Annotated in this window: 17 protein-coding genes and 1 other RNA gene; 12 read left to right on the top strand and 6 right to left on the bottom strand. The window is 70.7% G+C overall.

Going from position 1 to position 21,465, the window contains the following annotated elements; translation table 11 throughout:
- From IFT36_RS09490 to rnpB, 4 genes are all read left to right on the top strand, one after another.
- A partial coding sequence (locus tag IFT36_RS09490; protein ID WP_200412977.1) for a hypothetical protein occupies positions 1 to 611 on the top strand: 611 nt, incomplete at its 5' end.
- 9 nt (positions 612 to 620) lie between these two features.
- Positions 621 to 1,436: a Nif3-like dinuclear metal center hexameric protein gene (locus IFT36_RS09485; protein WP_056045517.1), complete on the top strand. Its 816-nt coding sequence runs from the start codon at positions 621 to 623 to the stop codon at positions 1,434 to 1,436.
- 112 nt (positions 1,437 to 1,548) lie between these two features.
- Positions 1,549 to 2,292 carry a zinc ribbon domain-containing protein gene (locus tag IFT36_RS09480; protein ID WP_233568328.1) on the top strand — a complete coding sequence of 248 codons (744 nt, stop codon included), beginning with the start codon at positions 1,549 to 1,551 and terminating at the stop codon, positions 2,290 to 2,292.
- A gap of 71 nt (positions 2,293 to 2,363) precedes the next feature.
- An RNA gene (gene rnpB / locus IFT36_RS09475) (RNase P RNA component class A) lies at positions 2,364 to 2,744 on the top strand.
- Positions 2,745 to 2,819: 75 nt separating this feature from the next.
- On the opposite strand, the gene ppgK is transcribed toward rnpB, so the two are convergent.
- Positions 2,820 to 3,581 carry a polyphosphate--glucose phosphotransferase gene (ppgK, locus tag IFT36_RS09470; RefSeq protein ID WP_056045514.1) on the bottom strand — a complete coding sequence of 254 codons (762 nt, stop codon included), beginning with the start codon at positions 3,579 to 3,581 and terminating at the stop codon, positions 2,820 to 2,822.
- 13 nt (positions 3,582 to 3,594) lie between these two features.
- Positions 3,595 to 4,458 (bottom strand): type I methionyl aminopeptidase, encoded by an 864-nt coding sequence (map, locus tag IFT36_RS09465; RefSeq protein WP_200412976.1) that lies wholly within the window; start codon positions 4,456 to 4,458, stop codon positions 3,595 to 3,597.
- Positions 4,459 to 4,524: 66 nt separating this feature from the next.
- On the opposite strand from map, the gene IFT36_RS09460 reads away from it, so the two are divergent.
- Positions 4,525 to 4,695, top strand: a complete 171-nt coding sequence (locus IFT36_RS09460; RefSeq protein ID WP_123570143.1) for an SPOR domain-containing protein — start codon at positions 4,525 to 4,527, stop codon at positions 4,693 to 4,695.
- Positions 4,696 to 4,761: 66 nt separating this feature from the next.
- Here IFT36_RS09460 and IFT36_RS09455 read toward each other — a convergent pair whose 3' ends face one another.
- Positions 4,762 to 6,543, bottom strand: a complete 1,782-nt coding sequence (locus tag IFT36_RS09455) for an NAD+ synthase (RefSeq protein ID WP_200412975.1) — start codon at positions 6,541 to 6,543, stop codon at positions 4,762 to 4,764.
- A 37-nt stretch (positions 6,544 to 6,580) separates the two neighbouring features.
- Here IFT36_RS09455 and IFT36_RS09450 point away from each other — a divergent pair, with 37 nt between their 5' ends.
- The 5 genes from IFT36_RS09450 (at position 6,581) to IFT36_RS09430 (ending at position 16,040) form a co-directional block, all read left to right on the top strand.
- On the top strand, positions 6,581 to 7,918 hold the full coding sequence (locus tag IFT36_RS09450; protein ID WP_043592660.1) for a glutamine synthetase family protein: 1,338 nt from the start codon (positions 6,581 to 6,583) through the stop codon (positions 7,916 to 7,918).
- Positions 7,919 to 7,939: 21 nt separating this feature from the next.
- The gene (locus IFT36_RS09445; RefSeq protein WP_200412974.1) at positions 7,940 to 10,885 is read left to right on the top strand and encodes a bifunctional [glutamine synthetase] adenylyltransferase/[glutamine synthetase]-adenylyl-L-tyrosine phosphorylase; all 2,946 of its coding nucleotides are present in this window, start codon (positions 7,940 to 7,942) and stop codon (positions 10,883 to 10,885) included.
- A 506-nt stretch (positions 10,886 to 11,391) separates the two neighbouring features.
- Positions 11,392 to 12,978 carry a glycosyltransferase family 2 protein gene (locus tag IFT36_RS09440; RefSeq protein WP_123570783.1) on the top strand — a complete coding sequence of 529 codons (1,587 nt, stop codon included), beginning with the start codon at positions 11,392 to 11,394 and terminating at the stop codon, positions 12,976 to 12,978.
- On the top strand, positions 12,971 to 14,554 hold the full coding sequence (locus tag IFT36_RS09435; protein WP_173150907.1) for a glycoside hydrolase family 26 protein: 1,584 nt from the start codon (positions 12,971 to 12,973) through the stop codon (positions 14,552 to 14,554). The genes IFT36_RS09440 and IFT36_RS09435 overlap by 8 nt, the downstream gene beginning before the upstream one ends.
- Positions 14,555 to 14,609: 55 nt before the next feature.
- Positions 14,610 to 16,040: a UDP-glucose dehydrogenase family protein gene (locus IFT36_RS09430; RefSeq protein WP_173150906.1), complete on the top strand. Its 1,431-nt coding sequence runs from the start codon at positions 14,610 to 14,612 to the stop codon at positions 16,038 to 16,040.
- 188 nt (positions 16,041 to 16,228) lie between these two features.
- On the opposite strand, the gene glnA is transcribed toward IFT36_RS09430, so the two are convergent.
- On the bottom strand, positions 16,229 to 17,653 hold the full coding sequence (gene glnA / locus IFT36_RS09425) for a type I glutamate--ammonia ligase (protein WP_043592663.1): 1,425 nt from the start codon (positions 17,651 to 17,653) through the stop codon (positions 16,229 to 16,231).
- 138 nt (positions 17,654 to 17,791) lie between these two features.
- On the opposite strand from glnA, the gene IFT36_RS09420 reads away from it, so the two are divergent.
- Entirely contained in the window at positions 17,792 to 18,235 is a 444-nt protein-coding gene (locus tag IFT36_RS09420; protein WP_200412973.1) for an RDD family protein, read from the top strand.
- Between the two features lie 84 nt (positions 18,236 to 18,319).
- Here IFT36_RS09420 and IFT36_RS09415 read toward each other — a convergent pair whose 3' ends face one another.
- A complete protein-coding gene (locus IFT36_RS09415) occupies positions 18,320 to 19,042 on the bottom strand; it encodes a DUF4191 domain-containing protein (RefSeq protein ID WP_056045492.1) in 723 nt (240 codons plus the stop codon).
- A 122-nt stretch (positions 19,043 to 19,164) separates the two neighbouring features.
- Here IFT36_RS09415 and IFT36_RS09410 point away from each other — a divergent pair, with 122 nt between their 5' ends.
- Positions 19,165 to 20,550, top strand: coding sequence for a hypothetical protein (locus IFT36_RS09410; RefSeq protein ID WP_200412972.1), 1,386 nt, complete (start codon positions 19,165 to 19,167; stop codon positions 20,548 to 20,550).
- A 27-nt stretch (positions 20,551 to 20,577) separates the two neighbouring features.
- On the opposite strand, the gene sucB is transcribed toward IFT36_RS09410, so the two are convergent.
- Positions 20,578 to 21,465 (bottom strand): 2-oxoglutarate dehydrogenase, E2 component, dihydrolipoamide succinyltransferase (gene sucB / locus IFT36_RS09405; protein WP_200412971.1); only part of this gene is annotated, 888 nt, incomplete at its 5' end.

Genomic DNA, 21,465 nt, shown 5'->3' with positions numbered 1-21,465 from the left:
CGACCTCGGCTCCCGTCGTCGTCCCGTCGACCGGTCCCCGTCCCCTCGCGCTCGACGCCGCCGACTCCGCCGACGCCCCGGACCCCCGGGCGGCAGCCGACCAGGAGGCGCTGGTCGCGCCGACCCGGTCGGCCTCCGACGGGCAGACGGTCGTCTCCGCCCCCGTCCCGCCCCTGCTGCGTCGTCCCCTCGCGCTCGTGGTCGCCGCCACGGCCGCGCTGATCGTCGTCGCGGCCGTCGTGCTGGCCTTCGTCCCCGCCCTCGCCGTGGCCTCGGCCGTCCTCGCCACCGTCGCCGTCCCCGTCGCGACCGGCCTCGTCGGCCTGACCGCGCTCGCCTCGGTCTCGACCCGCCCCGACGACGCCACCCGCGTCGCCCGCCGCGGTCCGGTGGGCGTCGTCGCCGGCGTCGTGGTCGGCACCGTCGTCGGCTTCGGTCTGCTCCTGAGCGACCTCGGTTCGTTCGCCTGGCAGGGTTTCGTCGTCCGGGCCGTGGGCCTCACCGGCCTGTCGACGTCCGTCTCGGTGGTCGTCGCCCTGCTCGGCGCCTCGGTCGTCGCGTTCATCGTCGCGGTCATGATCACGGGGTTCCGCTCGACGGCTCGCGACTAGGCTGTCGAGGTGTCCACCCTCGCCTCGGTCAACTCCGTCATCGAACGTCTCTGGCCTCTCGCGGGCGCGTCGTCGTGGGATTCTCCCGGTCTCGTCGTCGGTGACCCCGACCGGCCCGTGACCCACGTGCACCTGGCCGTCGACGCCGTGCTCGACACCGTCGACGAGGCCGTCGGCATGGGGGCCGACCTGTTGCTGGTCCACCATCCGCTGCTGTTCCACGGCGTCTCGACGGTGTCGGAGGACACCACCAAGGGTGCCGTCGTCGCGCGTCTCGTCCGTGCCGGGTGCGGCCTCGTCGCCGCCCACACCAACGCCGACGTCGTCGAGACCGGCACGTCCCGCGTGCTCGCGCACCAGCTCGGCCTCGTCGACCAGCGCCCGATCACCCCGGGCGCCACCGACGACACGGGACTCGGCATCGTCGGGCGCCTGCCGCACGCCATGACGCTCGTGGCCCTCGCCCGCCAGCTCGGCGACGTGCTGCCCCCGACCGCGTCCGGCATCCGTGTGGCAGGTGACGCCGACCGCGTCGTCGAGACCGTCGCCCTCTGCGCCGGTGCCGGCGACTCGCTGCTGGCCGACCCGGCGGTGCTCGCCGCCGACGTGTACGTCACCAGCGACCTGCGCCACCACCCCGCCTCCGACGCGCGCGAACTCATGAGGCTCGGCCGCGGCCCCGCCCTGGTCGACGTGTCGCACTGGGCGGCCGAGTGGCTCTGGCTCGACACGGCGGCCGCGCAGCTCCGCCGCGAGCTGCACGACGTCGAGGTCACCCTCAGCGACCTGCGCACCGACCCGTGGGACTTCGCCGTCGTGCAGTGAGCACGCCGAGCCGCCCGTCGCGACGTCGCCGGGTCGTGAGCCGCGAGACCTCGCGGCCCGCACCTCCTCGTCGTCCCGTCCCTGCCTCCCCCCGACCCCGAGAAGAGTCCCCATGCCCCTGATGAAAGCCAGCTACGAGCACCAGGCCCTGCTGCTCGACCTGCAGCAACTCGACACCGCACTCCGCCAGATCGCGCACAAGGGGGCGAACCTCCCCGAGATCGCCGTCCTCGCGTCGCTCGAGGGCGACGGCTCTCGCCTCCGCAGCCGCCTCGCGACCGAGCAGGGCGCCTGGGAGGACGCGCAGAGCGAGCTCAAGCGCATCGAGTCCGACGTCGCCGTCGTCGAGGCGCGCGTCGTCCGTGACGAACAGCGCATCGCGTCGTCGTCGTCCTCGAAGGACGTGGCCGCCCTCGAGGGTGAGCTGGCCGCCCTCGCCAAGCGTCGCTCCGACCTGGAGGACCTCCAGCTCGAGGTGATGGAACGCGTCGAGAGCCTGGGTGCCGTCGCGGCGGTGACGCGGGGCGAGCTCGACCAGCTCGACACCCGCCGCGTCGACGCCGAGACCGGGCGCGACGCGAAGCTCGCCGAGCTCGAGGCCGACCGGGCCGAGGTCGTCGCCAACCGCGAGACGATCGCCGCCACGGTGCCCGCCGATCTGCTGGCCCTCTACGAGCGTCAGCGGGACCGCTACGGCGTGGGTGCCTCGTTGTTGCGTGGTGGCGTGTCGAGCGCGAGTGGCGTGGCCCTGACGGGCAGCGACCTCGCGGCCGTGCGTGCCGCCGCCGAGGACGACGTCGTGCTCTGCCCCGACAGCAACGCGGTCCTCGTCCGCACCTACGAATCGGGCCTCTGACCAGGGGCGGGGCACCCGCACGAGCCGTGGCACACGGAGGGGCGTCGCACCGCTAGGCTCGGGGTCGCGAATGGGTCGACAAGACGGTCGCGTCGGCGGGCGAGAGCCCGTCGCCGAGGAACGTCCGGGCTCCACAGAGCAGGGCGGTGGGTAACACCCACCCGGGGCAACCCGCGAGAAAGTGCAACAGAGAGCAGACCGCCACGCGTCGCACCTCCGGGTGCGACACGGGGTAAGGGTGAAACGGCGGTGTAAGAGACCACCAGCGGCTCGGGTGACCGGCCGGCTATGTAAACCTCGCCCGGAGCAAGGTCAAAGAGGGGACGACGAGGCTGCTCGCCGAGTCCCCGGGTAGACCGCTAGAGAGCTGCGGCAACGTAGTTCCGAGAGAGATGGCCGTCCATGGTGCCTCGGCACCGGGACAGAACCCGGCGTAGCAGTCGGCCCATTCGCCTCACGCGACACGACCCCGGCCCAGGAGGCGCGCCTCCTCGGCCGGGGTCGTCTCGCGTCGGTCGCGTCTCGCCTCAGAACGCCGGGTTCGAGTCGGCGGCCAGGGCGGCGGCACCCATGATGCCGGCGTTGTTGCGGAGTTTCGCCGGGACGATCTCGGCCCGCAGGTCGAGCAGCGGCAAGAACTCGTCGTGGTGCTTCGAGACGCCGCCGCCGACGATGATCAGGCGCGGGTAGAGCAGGGCCTCGAGGTGCGAGTAGTACTTCTGCAGGCGCTTCGCCCAGTGCTTCCAGCTGAGGTCGTCGCGCTCCTTCGCCGCGAACGAGGCCTTGGTCTCGTAGTCCTTGCCACCGATCTCGAGGTGCCCGAGCTCGGCGTTGACGATGAGCACGCCGTCGTTGATCAGGGCGGTGCCGATGCCCGTGCCGAGCGTCGTCATGACGACGAGGCCCTTCACGTCCTTCGCGGCCCCGAAACGGGTCTCGGCGTAGCCCGCGGCGTCGGCGTCGTTGACGAAGTGGATGTCGCGGCCGAGCGTGGTCTCGAAGAGCTTCTCGGCCTCGAAGCCGATCCACTTCTTCGACACGTTGGCGGCCGAGAGGGTCTTGCCGTCCATGATGGCGGCCGGGAAACAGACGCCGACCGGCACCGAGGCGTCGTCGAGGCCGAGTTCGTCCACGATCTGCCGGACGACCGCGACGATGGCGTCGGGTTCACCGCCCTCGGGAGTGCTCTTCTTGATGCGGTCCGAGAGGAGCTCGCCGCTGTCGAGGTCGACGATCGCCCCCTTGATGCCTGTGCCGCCGATGTCGATTCCCACTGCGGTGCGTGCCATGGGTGGTCCTTTCTCAGGAGAGCGTGAGGATGTCGGCACCGCGTTCGGTGACGACCAGGGTGTGCTCGAACTGGGCCGTGAGGCTCTTGTCGCGGGTGGTGACGGTCCAGTCGTCGTCCCAGACGTCGGCCTCGATGCCGCCGAGGGTCAACATGGGCTCGATGGTGAACACCATCCCGACCTCGATGACGTCGTCGTACTGCGGGGCGTCGTAGTGGGGGATGATCAGGCCGGAGTGGAAGGCGCGTCCGACGCCATGGCCGGTGTAGTCGCGCACGACGCCCAGGCCGAAGCGCTTGGCGTACGACTCGATCGCCCGACCGATCACGTTCACCTGACGGCCCGGGGCGACGGCCTTGATGCCGCGCCTCAGCGCCTCACGGGTGCGGTCGACCAGGTCGACGGTCTCGGGGGCGGCCTCGCCGACGACGAAGGTGCGGTTCAGGTCGCCGTGGACGCCGTTCTTGAACGCCGTGATGTCGACGTTGATCAGGTCGCCGTCGACCAGGACGGTGTCGTCGGGGATGCCGTGGCAGATGACCTCGTTCACCGAGGTGCAGACCGACTTGGGGTACCCGCGGTACCCCAGGGTCGACGGGTAGGCGTCGTGGGCGACGACGAACTCGTGGGCGATGCGGTCGAGTTCTTCGGTCGTCACGCCGGGGCGGAGTGCGGCCTCGACGGCGTCGATGGCCTGCGAGGCGATGCGGCCGCTCTCGCGGATCAGCTCGACGGTCTCGGCGTCGTACACGTCGCCGTCGGTGTACTCGACCGGAGCGGCCTTGCCGACGTACTCGGGTCGGGCGATCGACGGGGGGACCGGACGCTGCGCTGAGATCCGGCCCGGGGTCAAGAATCCGTGGGAGTCCCGGGGCATACGATCAAGCTTAGGGGGAGCGCGACGGGCTCGCGTTCTCGACAGCCGCACCGAGAGGACGACACCATGGCCGAGTTCTGGTTCAACACGAAGACGCACGAGGTCGAGGAGGGCAAGGTCTCTCCGGCCGTCGACCGCGCCGGGCCCTACGCCACCCGCGACGAGGCGGCCCGGGCGATCGAGACGATCAAGGCCCGCAACGCCGCCCTCGACGCCGAAGAGGCCGCGAACGACTGACCGGTCCGGTCGTCCCGTCGGCGCGTCGCCGACGGGACGACCGGTCGCCGACGCGCCGATCGGGCGTCAGACCGTCGTCGGCCGGTAGGTGATCGGCAGCCGGCGGTCCCGGCCGAAGGCCATGCCCGAGATCTTCGGGCCGATCGCCCCCTGGCGGCGCTTCCACTCGGAGCGGTCGACCAGCTTCGTGATCTCGGCCACCGTGTCCGCGTCGTAGCCGAGCGCCACGACGTCGGCCGCCCCGAGGGCGTTCGTGATGTACCCCTCGAGGATGCCGTCGAGCACCTCGTAGGGCGGCAACGAGTCCTCGTCCTTCTGGTCCGGCCGCAGCTCGGCCGACGGCGGCTTCGTGATCGAGTTCTCGGGGATGGGCGCGGTCTCGCCGATCGACTCGGCGTGGGCGTTGCGCCACCGGGCGAGCTCCCAGACCATCGTCTTGGGGACGTCCTTGATCGGGGCGAACCCGCCGACCGAATCGCCGTAGATCGTCGAGTAGCCGACGGCGAGCTCGGTCTTGTTGCCCGTGGTCAGCACGAGGTGGCCGTGCAGGTTCGACAACCCCATCAGCACGAGCGCCCGGGCGCGGGCCTGGACGTTCTCGGCGGCGAGGCCGGCGAGGTGCAACTGGTCCTCGAACGGTGCGACGAGGCCGGCGATCGGTTCGGTCGAGTACCGCACGCCGATCCGCTCGGCGACGTCGTCGGCGTCGCTGCGGCTGTGCTCGCTCGACCACTGGCTGGGCATCGAGACGCCGTACACGGCGTCGGCCCCGATGGCGTCGGCGGCGATCGCCGCGCACACGGCCGAGTCGATGCCGCCCGAGAGCCCGAGGATCACGCTGCGGAACCCGTTCTTCCGCACGTAGTCGCGAGTGCCCAGCACCAGGGCGTTCCAGAGCTGCTGGCGGTCGTCGGGCAGGTCGGCGACGTCGCGCTCGACCGGGGACGAGGAGGCGCGCCCGGCGTCCGGCCCGGAGCCACCGGCACCGACGACGGTCGCGTCGGACGCCGGGTCGAGCTCGACGCGGCGGATGCCCTCGGGCAGCTCGGTGTCCGTGGCCGGCTCGGGGTCGAGGTCGACGACGAGCAGGTGCTCGTCGAACTGCGGGGCCCGGGCCAGGATCGTGCCGCTGCCGTCGACGACCACGCTGTCGCCGTCGAAGACGAGGTCGTCCTGACCGCCGACGATGTTGACGTAGGCCACCAGGGTGTCGTTCTCGACGGCCCGGCGGGTGACGAGGGGGAGGCGCACCTCGTCCTTGTCACGGACGAACGGGCTCGCGTTGATCACGACGAGCAGGCCCGCGTCGGCGTGCAGCACGCGCTCGACGGGGCCGCCGTCGCGCCAGAGGTCCTCGCAGATCACGAGGGCGACGTCGACGCCCGCCACGCGGACGACGAGCAACTCGTCGCCGGGGATGAACACGCGGTACTCGTCGAAGACCGAGTAGTTGGGCAGGTGGTACTTGGCGGTGGTCGTCACGACGCGACCGCCCTGCAGCACGCTGGCGCAGTTCTTCGCGATGGCGGTCGGGGCGTTGCTCGTGCCCAGGAGGCGCGGCTCGAACGGTCCGTCGGCGTGGCCGACCACCACGGGGAGGTCGCCCAGGCCCTCGGCCTCGAGGGTCTCGGCCAGCACCTCGACGGCGTGCCGACTGGCCTGGAGGAAGCTCGGCCGGCTGGCCAGGTCCTCGATCGGGTACCCCGTGACGCTCATCTCGCCCGCGGCGAGGAGGTCGGCGCCGGCGGCGTGGGCCCGACGGGCCGCCTCGACGATCTGGGCGGAGTTGCCGGCGAGGTCGCCGACGACGGGGTTGGTCTGCGCGAGCGCCAAGCGGAGTCGGGGCATGTCCACTACCGTAGTGGCGGAGCAGAAAGGCCGTGGCATGGACAAACAGAGGGACTTCGTCCTCCGCACCATCGAAGAGCGCGGCATCAAGTTCATCCGCCTCTGGTTCACCGACGTGATCGGCACCCTCAAGTCCGTCGCCATCGCCCCGGCCGAGGTCGAGGGGGCGTTCGCCGAGGGCATCGGCTTCGACGGTTCGGCCATCGAGGGCCTGACGCGCTCGTACGAGGCCGACGTCCTCGCGCAGCCCGACCCGACGACCTTCCAGATCCTGCCCTGGCGGGGCGAGATCGATCCGACCGCCCGCATGTTCTGCGACATCACGACGCCCGACGGCCAGCCCGCCGTGGCGGATCCGCGCAACGTCCTGAAGCGCACCCTGGCCCGGGCCGGCGAGCGCGGCTTCACCTTCTACACGCACCCCGAGGTCGAGTTCTACCTCCTCAAGAGCGCCCAGCTCGGCGCCGACGGCCCCCAGCCGGTCGACTCGGCCGGCTACTTCGACAACGTCCCCGGCGGGACCGCCCACGACTTCCGTCGCCGCTCCGTCCGCATGCTCGAAGACCTCGGCATCTCGGTCGAGTTCAGCCACCACGAGGCGGGGCCCGGTCAGAACGAGATCGACCTGCGCTACGCCGACGCGCTGACGACGGCCGACAACATCATGACCTTCCGGACGGTCATCAAAGAGGTCGCCATCGAGCAAGGCGTCTTCGCCTCGTTCATGCCGAAGCCGTTCAGCCAGCACCCCGGTTCGGGCATGCACACGCACATGTCGCTCTTCGAGGGCGACTCCAACGCCTTCTACGAGGCCGGCGCCGAGTACCAGCTGTCGACCATCGGTCGTCAGTTCATCGCGGGCCTGCTCAAGCACGCCCCCGAGATCACGGCCGTGACGAACCAGTTCGTCAACAGCTACAAGCGCCTCTGGGGCGGCGACGAGGCGCCGAGCTTCGTGACCTGGGGCCACAACAACCGCTCGGCGCTCGTGCGCGTCCCGCTCTACAAGCCGAACAAGGGCAACTCGAGCAGGGTCGAGTACCGTGCCATCGACTCCGCGGCGAACCCGTACCTGGCCTTCTCGCTGATGCTGGCGGCGGGGCTCAAGGGCATCGAAGAGGGCTACGAGCTGCCCGCCGAGGCCGAGGACAACGTCTGGGGCCTGAGCGACGCCGAGCGTCGTGCCCTGGGTTACCGTCAGCTGCCCGCCAGCCTCGACCACGCCCTGTCGATCATGGAGAACAGCGAACTCGTCGCCGAGACGCTGGGCGAGCAGGTCTTCAACTACGTGCTCCTCAACAAGCGACAAGAGTGGAAAGAGTACCGGGCACAGGTCACGCCGTTCGAGCTGCGCTCGAACCTCGAGATCCTCTAGTCGACCGGCCACCCCGCCCTCATGCCCCGATCCGCGACAGGTCTCTCCGAGCTGGCGCGGCTCGGGTTCTCCGACCTCGGTGCCGGGCGTGACCGGCTCGACCGCCTCGTCGCCGAGGTGCCCCAGGTGCGCGACCTCGTCCCGTGGTTCGCCACGGTGGCCGACCCGGACGCGGCCCTGGCGCACCTCGAGCGATCGGTCGAGCGGGATCGTGCCGGCGTGGTCGAGTTGCTCGACGGCGAGGCCGGCCCGCGCCTCCTGAGGGTCCTCGGTGCCTCCGAGGGCCTCGCCGAGTTCGTCGCGCGTCGCCCGGCCGAGGCGAGCGTCCTGCTCGAACCGCTGGACGAACCACCGCCGGCCGCGACGTACCGTGACGACGTCCGTCGGGCGGCGACCGGGCTGACCGGCGACGAGGCGCGCGTCGCGCTCCGGGTCCGGTACCGGCGTCACCTGCTCCAGCTGGCGTCCTTCGACCTCGAGGCCGACGACCCCGTCGAGGTCCTTCCCCGCGTGGCCGCCGCCCTCGCCGACCTCGCGGGCGCCGCCCTCGACGCCGCCGTCGACGTGGCCCGACGCGAGGTCCCGTTCCCCGCCGCCGACGTCGAGCGCACCCGGCTCGCCGTCATCGGCATGGGCAAGGCCGGGGCCCGCGAGCTGAACTACCTCAGCGACGTCGACGTGGTCTACGTCGCCGAGGGGGTCGACGGGCTCGAGAACGGTCGGGCCGTCGAGATCGGCAGCCGTCTCGCGATGCACGCGGCTCGGGCGATCTCGGACCTCGCCGTCGAACCCGACCTCTGGGAGGTCGACGCGAACCTGCGGCCGGAGGGCAAGGACGGCGCCCTCGTCCGCACGCTCGAGTCGCACGTCGCGTACTACGAGCGCTGGGCCAAGGGGTGGGAGTTCCAGGCCCTGTTGAAGGCGCGGCCCCTCGCGGGCGACGTCGACCTCGGCGAGCGCTACGTCGCGGCCGTCGCGCCGTTCGTCTGGTCGGCCGCCTCGCGCGAGAACTTCGTCGAGTCGGTCCAGGCCATGCGCGAACGGGTCACGGCCCTGATCCCCGCGGGCGAGGTCGACCAGCAGCTCAAACTCGGTCCCGGCGGACTGCGCGACATCGAGTTCACCATCCAGCTGCTGCAGCTGGTCCACGGGCAGGCCGACGACCGCGTGCACCAGCGCTCGACGCTCGACGCGTTGGGCGCCCTGGCCGCGCGGGGCTACGTCGGACGAGCCGAGGCCGCGGAGTTCGACCGCGACTACCGCGTGCTCCGCCTGCTCGAGCACCGCATCCAGTTGACGCGACTCCGGCGCACGCACCTCATGCCGACGGACGAGAACGCCCTCCGGGTCCTCGCCCGCGGCACCGGTCTCGCGCCGGGCGCCACCCAACTCGTCGACCTGTGGCAAGGGGTGAAGCGTCGGGTCCGCACGTTGCACGTGCGGCTGTTCTACCGCCCGCTCCTGTCGGCCGTCGCGGCCCGACCCGAAGAAGACCTCGCACTCAGCTCCGACCAGGCGTCGGCACGGCTCGCGGCCATCGGATTCGCCGACCCGAAGGGCGCGCTCGGTCACATCGCCGCCCTGACGGCCGGCGTCTCCCGCCGGGCGAGCATCCAGCGCCACCTGCTGCCGGCCATGCTGCAGTGGTTCGCCGACGGCACCGACCCCGACCTCGGTCTGCTCGCGTTCCGGCGCCTGAGCGACGGCCTCGGCGAGTCGTACTGGTTCCTCCGCATGCTGCGGGACTCGTCGGGAGCCGCCCACCGACTGACGACCGTCCTGTCGTCGTCGACCTTCGCCGCCGACCTGCTGGAGCGCATCCCCGAGGCCGCGGCGTGGCTCGAGAACGACGCGGAGCTCAAGGCCCGCTCCCTCTCGAGCCTCCTCGACGAGACGGCCGCCACCCTGGCGCGGCACCGGTCGCCCGACGCGGCGGCGACGGTCCTGCGGCAGGCGCGGCGCCGCGAGATCCTGCGGCTCGCCGTGGGCGGCATCCTGGGCATCCTCGACATCGACACCCTGGCCCGGGGCCTGACCGCGGTGACGACGGCCTCGGTGACCGGGGCGTTGGCCCTCGCCCGCCGGGACGCCGGCGACCTCGAGTTCGCCGTGATCGCCATGGGCCGGTACGGGGGAGAAGAACTCGGGTTCGGCTCCGACGCCGACGTGCTCTACGTCTACCGCGCTCCCGAGGGCGACGAGACGGCCCATCGGCGTGCCCTCACGGTGGCCGCCGAGATGAGCCGACTCACGTCCGACGCCCTCGTGCCGTTCGACCTCGACACGGGCCTGCGCCCCGAGGGGAAGAACGGGCCGGTGGTCCGATCGCTGTCCTCGTACCGGGCCTACTACGCTCGCTGGTCGCTCACCTGGGAGGCCCAGTCGTTGTTGCGCGCCCGGCCGGTGGCCGGTGACGAGACGCTCCTCGACGACTTCATGGCCGTCGCCGACTCGGTGCGGTACCCCTCCGAGCTGACCGAGCAGCAGGTCCGCGAGGTCAAGCGCATCAAGGCCAGGGTCGAGTCCGAGCGTCTGCCCAAGGGCGCCGAGCCCTCGCGTCACCTCAAGCTCGGTCGGGGCTCGCTGAGCGACGTCGAGTGGTTCGTCCAACTGCTCCAGCTGCAGCACGGGGTGGACGTTCCCGGCCTCCGGACCCCGTCGACGCTCGACGCCCTCGCCGCGGCGGTGGACGCCGGCCTGGTGGCCGACGAGGACGCCCGGCGGCTGCACGACGCCTGGATCATGGCCTCCCGGGCGCGCTCGGCGGTCACCCTCTGGACCTCCCGGACACAGGACGTCCTGCCACGGGACCGTCGGCAGCTCGAAGGCGTGGCGCGCCTGATGGAGTACCCGCCGGGCTCCGCCACGACCCTCGAAGAGGACTACCTCGCGGCCACCCGTCGGTCACGCGCCGTCTTCGAGCGTGAGTTCTACGGCATCGACGAGGCACCCGAGCCGCTCGGCTGACCCGTCCGGGACGTGTGACACGCCCGGGCTGTGCCGGAGGCGGTCGATCCGCTCGGGTCGACGTCGGGCCATTTCGCTGTACCCCGTTTGGCGGTGTTGTACCCCTGTGTACGTGTCCATCGCATTTCGGGCAGATGACCCACGGGTGGGGGGTGGTCGTCGACGGCGGCGTCGAGGCCCATCGCTGCCCATTGGGCAAAGTCCGTGCCGGGCGCTGATTCCGGGCTCGTGACCAGGACTTTCATCCGGCATCGGATCGCGACTCCCCGTCCCACCTGCGAACCGATCGAACGGTTCCGTTCGGACGTCGAGCCCTCACCGACGTGTCAGCACTTCTGTCGACAGCACCTTGCCCGACCCGACGTACCCCGACCGGCTCGTCGTGCCACCCGCGGTCGGGGGGTGGTTGTGAGCCGCCCGTGAGTGACTGAGAATTCCCTCAACCCGATAGACCAATTCCCCAGCGTTGCGGAAGCCGATCCCTTCTCACACCTCAGGTGGCCATCGTGTTGACCTTCATCCTGCAGATCCGATCCATGGCGGGCGGATACCCCGAGATCTACCTCTTCGCCGCCTACAGCGCCCTCATCTGGGTGCTCTGGATCATCAAGGTCCTGCTCTCCCGCCGCTATCGCCCCTTCACGGGCGAGTTCCGCGGCACGACCAGCGTCGTCGTCCCCGTCGTGGACGAACCGCTCGACCTCTTCCGGGACGTCATCGGCCGCATGGTCGAACAGGGTCCCGGCGAGATCATCGTCGTCATCAACGGCAAGCCCAACCCCGAGCTCGCCGCCGTCTGCGAGGAGTTCGGGCCGCTCGTCCGGTGGGTGCACACGCCGATCCCGGGCAAGCGCAACGCCGTCATGATCGGCACCGAGCTCAGCCGGGGCGACATCACCGTCCTGGTCGACTCCGACACGGTCTGGACGCCGGGCACCCTCTCCGAGCTGCTCCGTCCGTTCGCCCAGGAGAACGTCGGGGGAGTCACCACCCGCCAGCGCATCCTCGAGCCCGAGCGCAGCTGGATCACGCGGTGGGCCGACTGGCTCGAGAACTCCCGTGCCCTCTACTCGATGCCGGCGCAGAGCGTGCTGGGGCAGATCGGCTGCCTGCCGGGCCGCACCATCGCCTTCCGCCGCGAGATCCTCGTCCGGGTCATGGACAAGTTCATGACGGAGAAGTTCATGGGCGTGTTCCTCGAGGTCAGTGACGACCGCACCCTGACGAACCTCACGCTCAAGGAGGGCTACCGCACCGTCTACCAGCACACCAGCCTCGTCTACACGGACGCCCCGCTCCAGGTCAAGAAGCTCTACAAGCAGCAGCTGCGCTGGGCTCGCGGGAGCCAGTACAACACCCTCCGCATGATGCCGTGGATGGTCGGGCACGCCCCGCTCCTCGCGTTCTTCTTCGCCATGGACATCGTGCTGCCCTTCATGCTCATGGGCGTCATCGGCGGCTGGATCTACCGGGGGATCACCGGCCAGGGCGTGAACCTGTACCGCGGCATCCTCGAGGAGTACGGCGTGCAGACCGGTCTCATCAGCATCGTCGTCCTCATGGTGGTCTCGTCCGTGCTCAGCATGTCGATCCGTCAGATGCGCCACCTGGCCGAGAAGCCCTCGGACTTCTTCCGCCTCCCGGTGTTCATCATCGTGTCGACGTTCTTCCTCATGCCCATCCGGGTCATCGGCTTCTTCCGCATGGGTCACGCCAGCGGTTGGGGCACCCGGGCCGGGGCCTACGCAGGAGGCGCGGCGAACGACGAGATGCAGGGTGCGCTCGACGAGGTGGCCGAGGAGGCCCCCATCGACGCCCTCGAACGGCAGTTCCGCGACGGCGTCGACCCCGGGGTCGACACGCTCTTCGACTTCGGCTCGACGGCCGACGAGACGGACGAACAGGGTGCGGTCCTCGTCCGGAGCCGCAAGGCGGCCCTGGCCGCCGAGGCCGACGGCGCGACCACGCCGGCACCGGTGGCCGCCGTGGCCACCGCCACCGCGCCTCCTCGTCGTCGCCTCAACCCCAAAGCCGGGTTCCCGTACCTGATCGGCGCCGCCATCATCGCCCTGGAGGTCTTCTTCATTGTCTGACTCGACACAGGACTTCGTCACTCCCGTCCACATGCATTCCGGCGCCTGGTGGGCCACATCGCACGGCAACGCCCGACGCACGGCGCTCGGCGCCACCGCCGTGGTGGTGTTGCTCGCGATGATCTCGTGGCTCATCTGGGTCTCGCCGTCCGACAACATCGTCCGCAGTGCCGTCACCGAGGTCACGGGCGTCGACCCGTCGATCAACGTCTCGTCGCTCAAGGCGGACCGGTCCGCCTTGCTCGACCAGCTGGTCTCCGCGAAGAAGCAGCTCGCCGAGAGCAAGGCCGCCCTGGCCGACGTGCAGCAGCAGGCCTGGACGTCGGAGGGGCAGCTGACCGCGGCGCAGGCGAAGCTCGCCTCCGCCGAGTCGGCGCTCGCCCAGGCACAGTCCGCCGCGGAGTCGGGGGGCGCGGGCACCGGGTCGGGCGCCGCAGGCACCGCCGGTGGTCGGGGGACCGGCGCGTCGACCGGCTCCGGGTCGGGCGGCACGGGATCGAACGGATCGACCGGAGGCGGCGCCACGGGCCCCGTCACGGTCGAGACGCCGTCCCTCGCCTCGATCATCGACCCCGACTCGCGGTACTTCGGGCTCTTCACGGACCAGGCGCCGTTCAACTGGGCGACCTACGACGCGCAGGAGGCGGCGGTCGGTTCCGAGGCCAACATGGTCGGCTACTTCCAGGGTTTCGACCAGGAGTTCCGTGCCGACGCCGTCCGCTCGTCCTGGTCGCGGGGCAAGCTGCCCGTCCTGACGTGGGAGTCGCAGCCGATCAAGGCCGGCAACAACGAGCCCGAACAGCCCGACTACAGCCTGACGAAGATCATCGACGGCAGCTTCGACTCGTACCTGACCACCTACGCCGACGACATCGTGGCCAACGGCATGCCGCTGGCCCTGCGGTTCGACCACGAGATGAACGGCACCTGGTACCCCTGGAGCACCGACTACGGCAACAGCAAGGGCGCCGTCAACGGCAACGGTCCCGGGGACTACGTGAAGGCCTGGCAGCACGTCCACGACCTCTTCGAGCGGCAGGGTGCGAACGACCTGGTCGCCTGGATCTGGGCGCCCACGCGGGTCGACCGTCTGGCCACGGGCAAGACGGGCGGGAGCAACCACACCACGGAGGCCTTCCTGGCGACCCTCTACCCGGGCCCCGAGTACGTCGACATCGTGGGCATGTCGGGCTACTACCGCCCGCCGTACGACGACAAGTCCAAGCCGACCTTCGACAGCACCTTCGGGGCCACCCTGAAGCAGCTCCGGGCGATCGCACCGGGCAAGAACATCCTGCTCGCCGAGATCGGCGCCAGCGAGACGGGTGGCTCGTCGGATCCGACGGCCACGAGCGAGAAGGCGCAGTGGTTCAACTCGCTGTTCGCCGCGCTGGCCGATCCGGCGAACGCGGACATCATCGGCTTCTCGTACTTCGACCTCGTCGCCACCACGGTCGTGGACGGGGTGCGGTCGACCAACGACTGGCGCCTCACGTCCCGGTCCGACAGCCTCGCCGCCTTCACCGCGGGGATCACCCGACGCGACGTCGGTTACGACCTGCAGCCGTCGCCGTGACGACAGCCACCACCTTCCCCTTCTCCCGCCTCTTCCCCATCCCCAGGAGCGCATCATGAAGAAAGACGCCACCACCCCCGAGTCCGCCGTCGCCGCGACGGGGGCCGACGCCACCTCGGTGAAGCCCCGAATCAGCGTCATCGGCACCGGCTACCTCGGCGCCACGCACGCGGCGGCCATGGCCGAGATGGGCTTCGACGTCATCGGGGTCGACACCGACCCCGCCAAGGTCGCCGCCCTGGCCGAGGGGCGCGTGCCGTTCTTCGAGCCCGGCCTGCCCGAACTCATCCTCGAGCACGTGGGTTCCGGTCGACTCTCCTTCACCACCGACCTCGCCGAGGCCGTAGCCCTGTCGGACGTGCACTTCATCTGCGTCGGCACGCCGCAGCGCCGGGGGAGTCACGCCGCGAACCTCTCGTACGTCGAGGAGGCGACCCGCAACGTCGCCGCCGCCCTCAGCCACGACGGCCTCATCGTCGGCAAGTCGACCGTCCCGGTCGGTACGGCGGCACACCTGCGCGAGATCGTGGCGGGCGTCGTCCCCGCCGGTGTCTCGGCCGACCTCGTCTGGAACCCCGAGTTCCTCCGCGAGGGCCATGCCGTCGAGGACACGCTGCGTCCCGACCGCATCGTCTTCGGCGGCACCGACGTCCGCACCGAGGCCCTGATGCGTCAGGTCTACGCCCTGCCGATCGCGACGGGCACGCCCGTCATCTCGTGCGACCTGCCGACCGCCGAGCTCGTCAAGGTCAGCGCCAACGCGTTCCTCGCGACGAAGATCTCGTTCATCAACGCCATCAGCGAGTTGTGCGAGGCGGCCGGTGCCAACGTCTCGACCCTCGCCGACGCCCTGGGCTTCGACGACCGCATCGGACGCAAGTTCCTGAACGCGGGGCTCGGCTTCGGCGGCGGGTGCCTGCCGAAGGACATCCGTGCCCTGATGTTCCGGGCCAACGAGTTGTCCGCCCACCGCGTCGTCGGCCTCATGCAACAGGTCGACGAGATCAACATGGCCCAGCGCCAGCGGGTCATCGACCAGGCGATCGACGCCTGCGGCGGCTCGGTCCTCAACCGACGCATCGCCGTGCTCGGGGCGGCCTTCAAGCCGCACACCGACGACGTGCGCGACTCGCCGGCCCTCAACGTCGCAGCGGCCCTGCACCTCCGGGGCGCCCAGGTGCTCGTCGTCGACCCCGAGGCCACCCAGACGGCCCAGCGGAGCTTCCCGACGCTGTCGTTCGCCGACTCGGCCGCCGAGGCCGTGACGGACGCCGACGCGGTGCTGCTCCTCACCGAGTGGCCCGAGTTCGTCGGGGCGGACGCGGCCGGGCTCGCCGAGCTCGCCGCCAACCCCGTGGTGATCGACGCGCGCAACGTGCTCGACGCCGAGGTCTGGTCGGCCGCCGGCTGGGAGGTCCGTCCGCTGGGCGGCCGTCGCACGCCGGCCCAGCGTCGCGTGCTGACGCCGACCGCCGTACCCGCCTGACCGGATCGTCGGGCACGGGCTGACGGGCCGCCTCCCTCGGGAGGCGGCCCGTCCTGCGTGCGCCCCCGCGCCTCCTGGTCCGGGGTGACCCAGAGGAGGCGCGGGTCGTCACCCCGAGGCCCCCTGGGGCAGCGACGCGAGAGGCCCGCACCCCCTGGGGGATGCGGGCCTCTCGTGGTGCGACGGCGTCAGACGCCGAAGTACAGCTCGAACTCGAAGGGGTGAGGACGCTGCGCCATGGGCAGGATCTCCTTCTCGCGCTTGTAGGCGATCCAGGTCTCGATGAGGTCCTCGGTGAACACGTTGCCCTTGGTCAGGAACTCGTGGTCGGCCTCGAGCGCGTCGAGCGCACCCTCGAGCGACGCGGGCACCTGCGGGATGTTCTTCGCCTCCTCGGGCGGCAGCTCGTAGAGGTCCTTGTCGACCGGCTCGTGCGGCTCGATGCGGTTCTGGATGCCGTCGAGGCCGGCCATCAGCTGCGCGGCGAACGCCAGGTACGGGTTCGAGGCGGCGTCGGGGACGCGGAACTCGATGCGCTTGGCCTTCGGGTTCGTGCCGGTGATCGGGATGCGGATGGCCGCCGAACGGTTGCCGGCCGAGTACACCAGGTTCACGGGCGCCTCGAAGCCCGGGATCAGACGGTGGTACGAGTTGATCGACGGGTTCGTGAAGGCGAGGACGGCGGGAGCGTGCTTGAGCAGGCCACCGATGTACCAGCGGGCGAGGTCGGACAGGCCGCCGTAGCCGTTCTCGTCGTAGAACAGCGGCTTGCCGTCGTTCCAGAGCGACTGGTGGGTGTGCATGCCCGAGCCGTTGTCGCCGAAGAGGGGCTTCGGCATGAAGGTCGCGACCTTGCCCCACTGCTCGGCGGTGTTCTTGACGATGTACTTGAACTTGAGGATGTCGTCCGCGGCGTGGACCATCGTGTCGAACTTGTAGTTGATCTCCTGCTGGCCGCCGGTGCCCACCTCGTGGTGCGCACGCTCGAGCTCGAGACCCGAGTCGATCAGCTTGAGGCTGATGTCGTCGCGCAGGTCGGCCGTCTTGTCGACGGGGCTGACGGGGAAGTAGCCGCCCTTGTACGCCGTCTTGTTGGCGAGGTTCCCGCCCTCTTCGACGCGGCCGGTGTTCCAGGCGCCCTCTTCGGAGTCGACGCTGTAGAAGCTGGCGTTCTGCTTCACCTCGTAGCGGACGTCGTCGAAGATGTAGAACTCCGCCTCGGGGGCGAAGAAGGCGGTGTCGGCGATGCCGGTCGACGCGAGGTACTTCTCGGCCTTCTTGGCGACCTGACGCGGGTCACGGCTGTACAGCTCGCCGTTGCGCGGGTTGAAGATGTCGAAGACGAGGACGAGCGTGCGCTCGGCGCGGAACGGGTCGACGTACCCGGTCGTGACGTCGGGGATGAGCTGCATGTCCGACTCGTGGATCGAGGCGAAGCCCCGGATGGAGGACCCGTCGAAGAGCTGTCCGACGGAGAAGAACTCCTCGTCGACCGTGGAGGCGGGGATGTTGAAGTGCTGCTGGACACCGGGAAGATCGGTGAAGCGGATGTCAAGGAACTTGACGTCGGTGTCCTTGATGAACTTCAGCACCTCGGAAGAATCAGTGAACATCTAGATGTCTCTCCAATGGGCTTGGAACGGATCGGATGCGGGACGCAGCCTCCGTCGAGGCTACGGAGGGGCCGTTTCGCTGCGGTGTCCCTGATGTTTCGGGCATGTTACGGCTCGGCCCCTCGGTAGGCTCGATGCATGCCCGATCGCACCGCGCCTCCTTCCCGTCCCGCCTCCGTGGGCGGCCCCGACGACGGCGCGCAACGCTGGCCGGGCGAGCGTCTCGGGCTGCCCGAGAAGGGGCCGCGCTCCGTGGCCCGACTCGGACGGCGCGTGGCGGGGCTGGCCGTCGACTGGGCGATCGCCTACGCCGTCGCCGCACTCTTCTTCGGCGGTGAGGGCCTCGCCATCACCGGGGTCTTCCTGCTGATGCAGATCCTGTTCCTGGTGCTCTTCGGCGGCACCCTGGGGCACCTCGCCCTGGGCATGCGCCTCGTGACGATGGCGGGCGGTCGCATCGGTGTCGGCCGGCCGGTCCTGCGGTCGGTGCTGCTCGTGCTCGTCATCCCGGCCGTCGTCTGGGACCTCGACCAGCGAGGGCTGCACGATCGCGTCGCCGGGACGCTGCTCGTCCGCGTCTGAGGCACCCGTCCCGCAGGCACGACGGCGCCCCTCCTGGTCGGAGGGGCGCCGTCGTCACGTCTCGTCGAGGCGGGGGTCGCCGGGTCAGCGCGGACGGCCCGACCGCACCTTGAAGGGGTCGACACCCTTGGGGATGGGCAGGCCGTTCTGGCCGAGGGACTGGAGGCGGTTGCTGACGGCCAGCACCTCGTTGCGGTTGATGGACGACTTGAGCTTGTTCATGCGTCCGGCGAGCTTGTGGAGGGGCACGGAGTCCGCATCGGGGCCGACGTTCAGCACGTGGACCGGCACGTTCGGCAGGATGCGCGTGACCTTGCGACGCTCTTCGTCGACGAGTCGGCGGGTCTGGCCGGCGCCGCCCTCGGCGATGAGCACCACGCCCGGCCGGCCGACCGCGCGGTACACCGCGGCCTGACTGCGCCCCTGGACGGCGACGGGCATCTCGGCGGCGCGCCACGCACGACGCAGGCCGCTCTTCATGACGGCACCGACGGCACCCGGCTGCCCCTCGATCTGCGAGTAGGCCGCGCGCTCGGCCTTCCGACCCAGCACGATCAGCAGCAGCAGGAACCCGAGCATGACGCCGACGACGATGTAGAGCACCAGCGCGAGCACGTTGCCACCCGTGAGCAGCAGCGCCGCGGCCACGCCGAGCAGCACGGGCACGAAGAACGCCAGCAGCATCATCGGCAGCGCCGTCTTGTCGACGCGGCGGGTCATCTGGAAGACCTGCCACATCTGCTTGAAACGGCCGGGTTCCTTCGGCGGTTTCGGGGACGTGTTCTCGGGAGACGTGCGTCGAGCCATGTGCACCAGGATACGGGGTCGGCGGTCCCGACGAATCCTCCCCAGGGACTCCGGTCCGTCGCCGGTCGACAGGGCTCCCCGGCGCGAGGGCGCCGACGACCACCGGACGACACCATCGCCTCATGACGAACGAGTCGATCGGCCCCTACCGCGTGCTCTCCCGGCGCCTCGACGGCGGGGTGGAGCGCATCCTCGCCGAGGCACCCGACGGCTCACGCGTCGTGCTCAGGAGGCGCGGGTCGCGTCCGACCGGACGCTCTCCCGTCGCCGAGGCGGTCGCCTTCTCCCGGGCGGACCACGCCCACGTCGCCACCCTCGTCGACGTGGTGACGGACCCGTCCGGCGAGGTCGTGCTCGTCTTCTCGGACGTCGGGGGCGACCCACTCGCCTCGTGGCTGGCCGCCCGCGGTCGACCCGAGACCGGGGAGGTCATCACCCTCGTCGTCCCCGTGCTCGGCGCCATCCAGCATCTGGCCCGTCGGGGCACGGCCGTGCATGCGCTGGACGTCGACGACGTCGAGATCGACGCCCGCGGGGCACCCGTCCTGGTCGGCGTCCATCCTGTGGACGCGGGGTCGGATGCGGGGCCGGACGCCGAGCGCACCTCGCTGCCCGTGGCGGCGGAGTTCGCCCGGGCCCTGGTCGAGCGGGCGGTGCGACCGGCCTCGCGATCCTCGCCGCCGGTCCTGGACTCGACGAGCTTCGAGTCCCTCGTCGAATCGGTCTTCGACCTCGGCGAGGCTGTCCCGCTCTCGAGTGTCGACGCCGTGGTCGAGGGCGACGAGGTCCCCCAGGGCGAACGCGTCGAGTCGGTCGCAGCGGACGAACGGGTCATGCCGGGCTGGCTCGCCCTCCTGCCCGAGTCGGAGGCGATCGACCGGGTGATCGCGGGCGTGGCCGACCTCCGCCCACGGCGGCTGGTCGACGCCCTGCGAGCCGTCCGTCGGCGATACCGACTGCTCGCGGCCGCGGGCGTCGTCGTCGCCGGGGTGGCTCTCGTCCTCGGACCGGCCGCCTCGGGACGTGATGACGTTCCACGTCAGGACGGACCGTCCGACGGGGTGGGTCCGGTCGCGCCCCGGTCCGAGTCGTCGGCGCCGGTGAGCCCGTCCGGCGACTCCGCGGACACCCGCACGCCTGCACCCGCTCGGACGGGCGGGGCGGTGACGCCCGGCGAGGTCGAAGCCCTGGTGGGGGGTGACGATGCCGGTGCGGCCGCCGAGGTGCTCCTGCAGGCACGGCTGACGTGCCTGCGCGACGTCACGCCGAGTTGTCTCGACGCCGTCGATCAACCCGGTTCGCCGATCGCTCTCCGGGACGCCGACGTGCTCGACGACCCCTCGCTCGCCGCGGCGGCGACGGTCCCTCTCGAGCTCACGGGACGAATGTCACGAACCGGGGGGACGGTGTTCTTCGAGGCGACGGGACCGCACGGCGAAACGGCCTCGGTCCTCATGATGAGGACCGAGGCCGGTTGGCGGCTTCGCGACGTGATCGTCGATCGGTGAGGCCGGTCGGGCCTCACGCGAGGGGCGTCAGATGCCGAGCTTGGACGTGAAGTCCCCGCCCTCGAGGCGCTCCTTGACGGCGACCAGGAAGCGCGCCGCGTCGGCGCCGTCGACGATGCGGTGGTCGTACGACAGGGCCAGGTAGACCATCGACCGGATGGCGATGGACTCCGAACCGTCTGCCTTGATGACCACGGGGCGCTTGACGACGATGCCGGTGCCGAGGATGGCCACCTGTGGAAGGAAGACCACGGGGGTGTCGAACAGGGCGCCGCGCGATCCCGTGTTGGTGACGGTGAAGGTGCCACCGGCCAGCTCGTCGGGCTTTAGCTTGTTGTCACGCGTGCGCTGCGCGAGGTCGGCGATCTGGCCGGCGATGCCCGCGAGGTCGAGGTCCGAGGCGTTCTTGATGACCGGCGTCAGCAGGCCGCGCTCCGTGTCGACCGCCATGGCAACGTGCTCGTGGTCGGGGTAGACGATCGAGTCACCGTCGACGGTGGCGTTCAGCTTCGGGTGCGCCTTGAGCGCCTCGGCGGCCGCCAGGGTGAAGAACGGCAGGAAGGACAGCTTGTTGCCGGTCTTCTCGAGGAAGGCACCCTTGTTGGCGTCGCGGAAGGCCGCGACCTTGGTGACGTCGACCTCGACCACGCTGGTGAGTTGGGCCATGGCCTGCATCGACTGGACCGCACGCTCGGCGACGACCTTGCGGAGGCGCGACATCGGAACGGTCGTGCCGCGCAACGGCGACACCTCGATCGGGGCGGGACCGGAGGAGGCCGGCGCCGAGGTCGTCGAGGTCGCGGCGGCTTCGGCGGCGGCGAGGACGTCCTCCTTGCGGATGCGACCGCCGACGCCACTGCCGGACAGGGTCGAGATGTCGACACCCTTCTCGTTCGCCAGCTTGCGGACGAGCGG

Origin of the sequence: Frigoribacterium sp. CFBP 13605 (assembly GCF_014839405.1) — a bacterium.
Lineage (GTDB): Bacteria > Actinomycetota > Actinomycetes > Actinomycetales > Microbacteriaceae > Frigoribacterium.
This window is presented reverse-complemented; position numbering and strand designations above follow the sequence as displayed.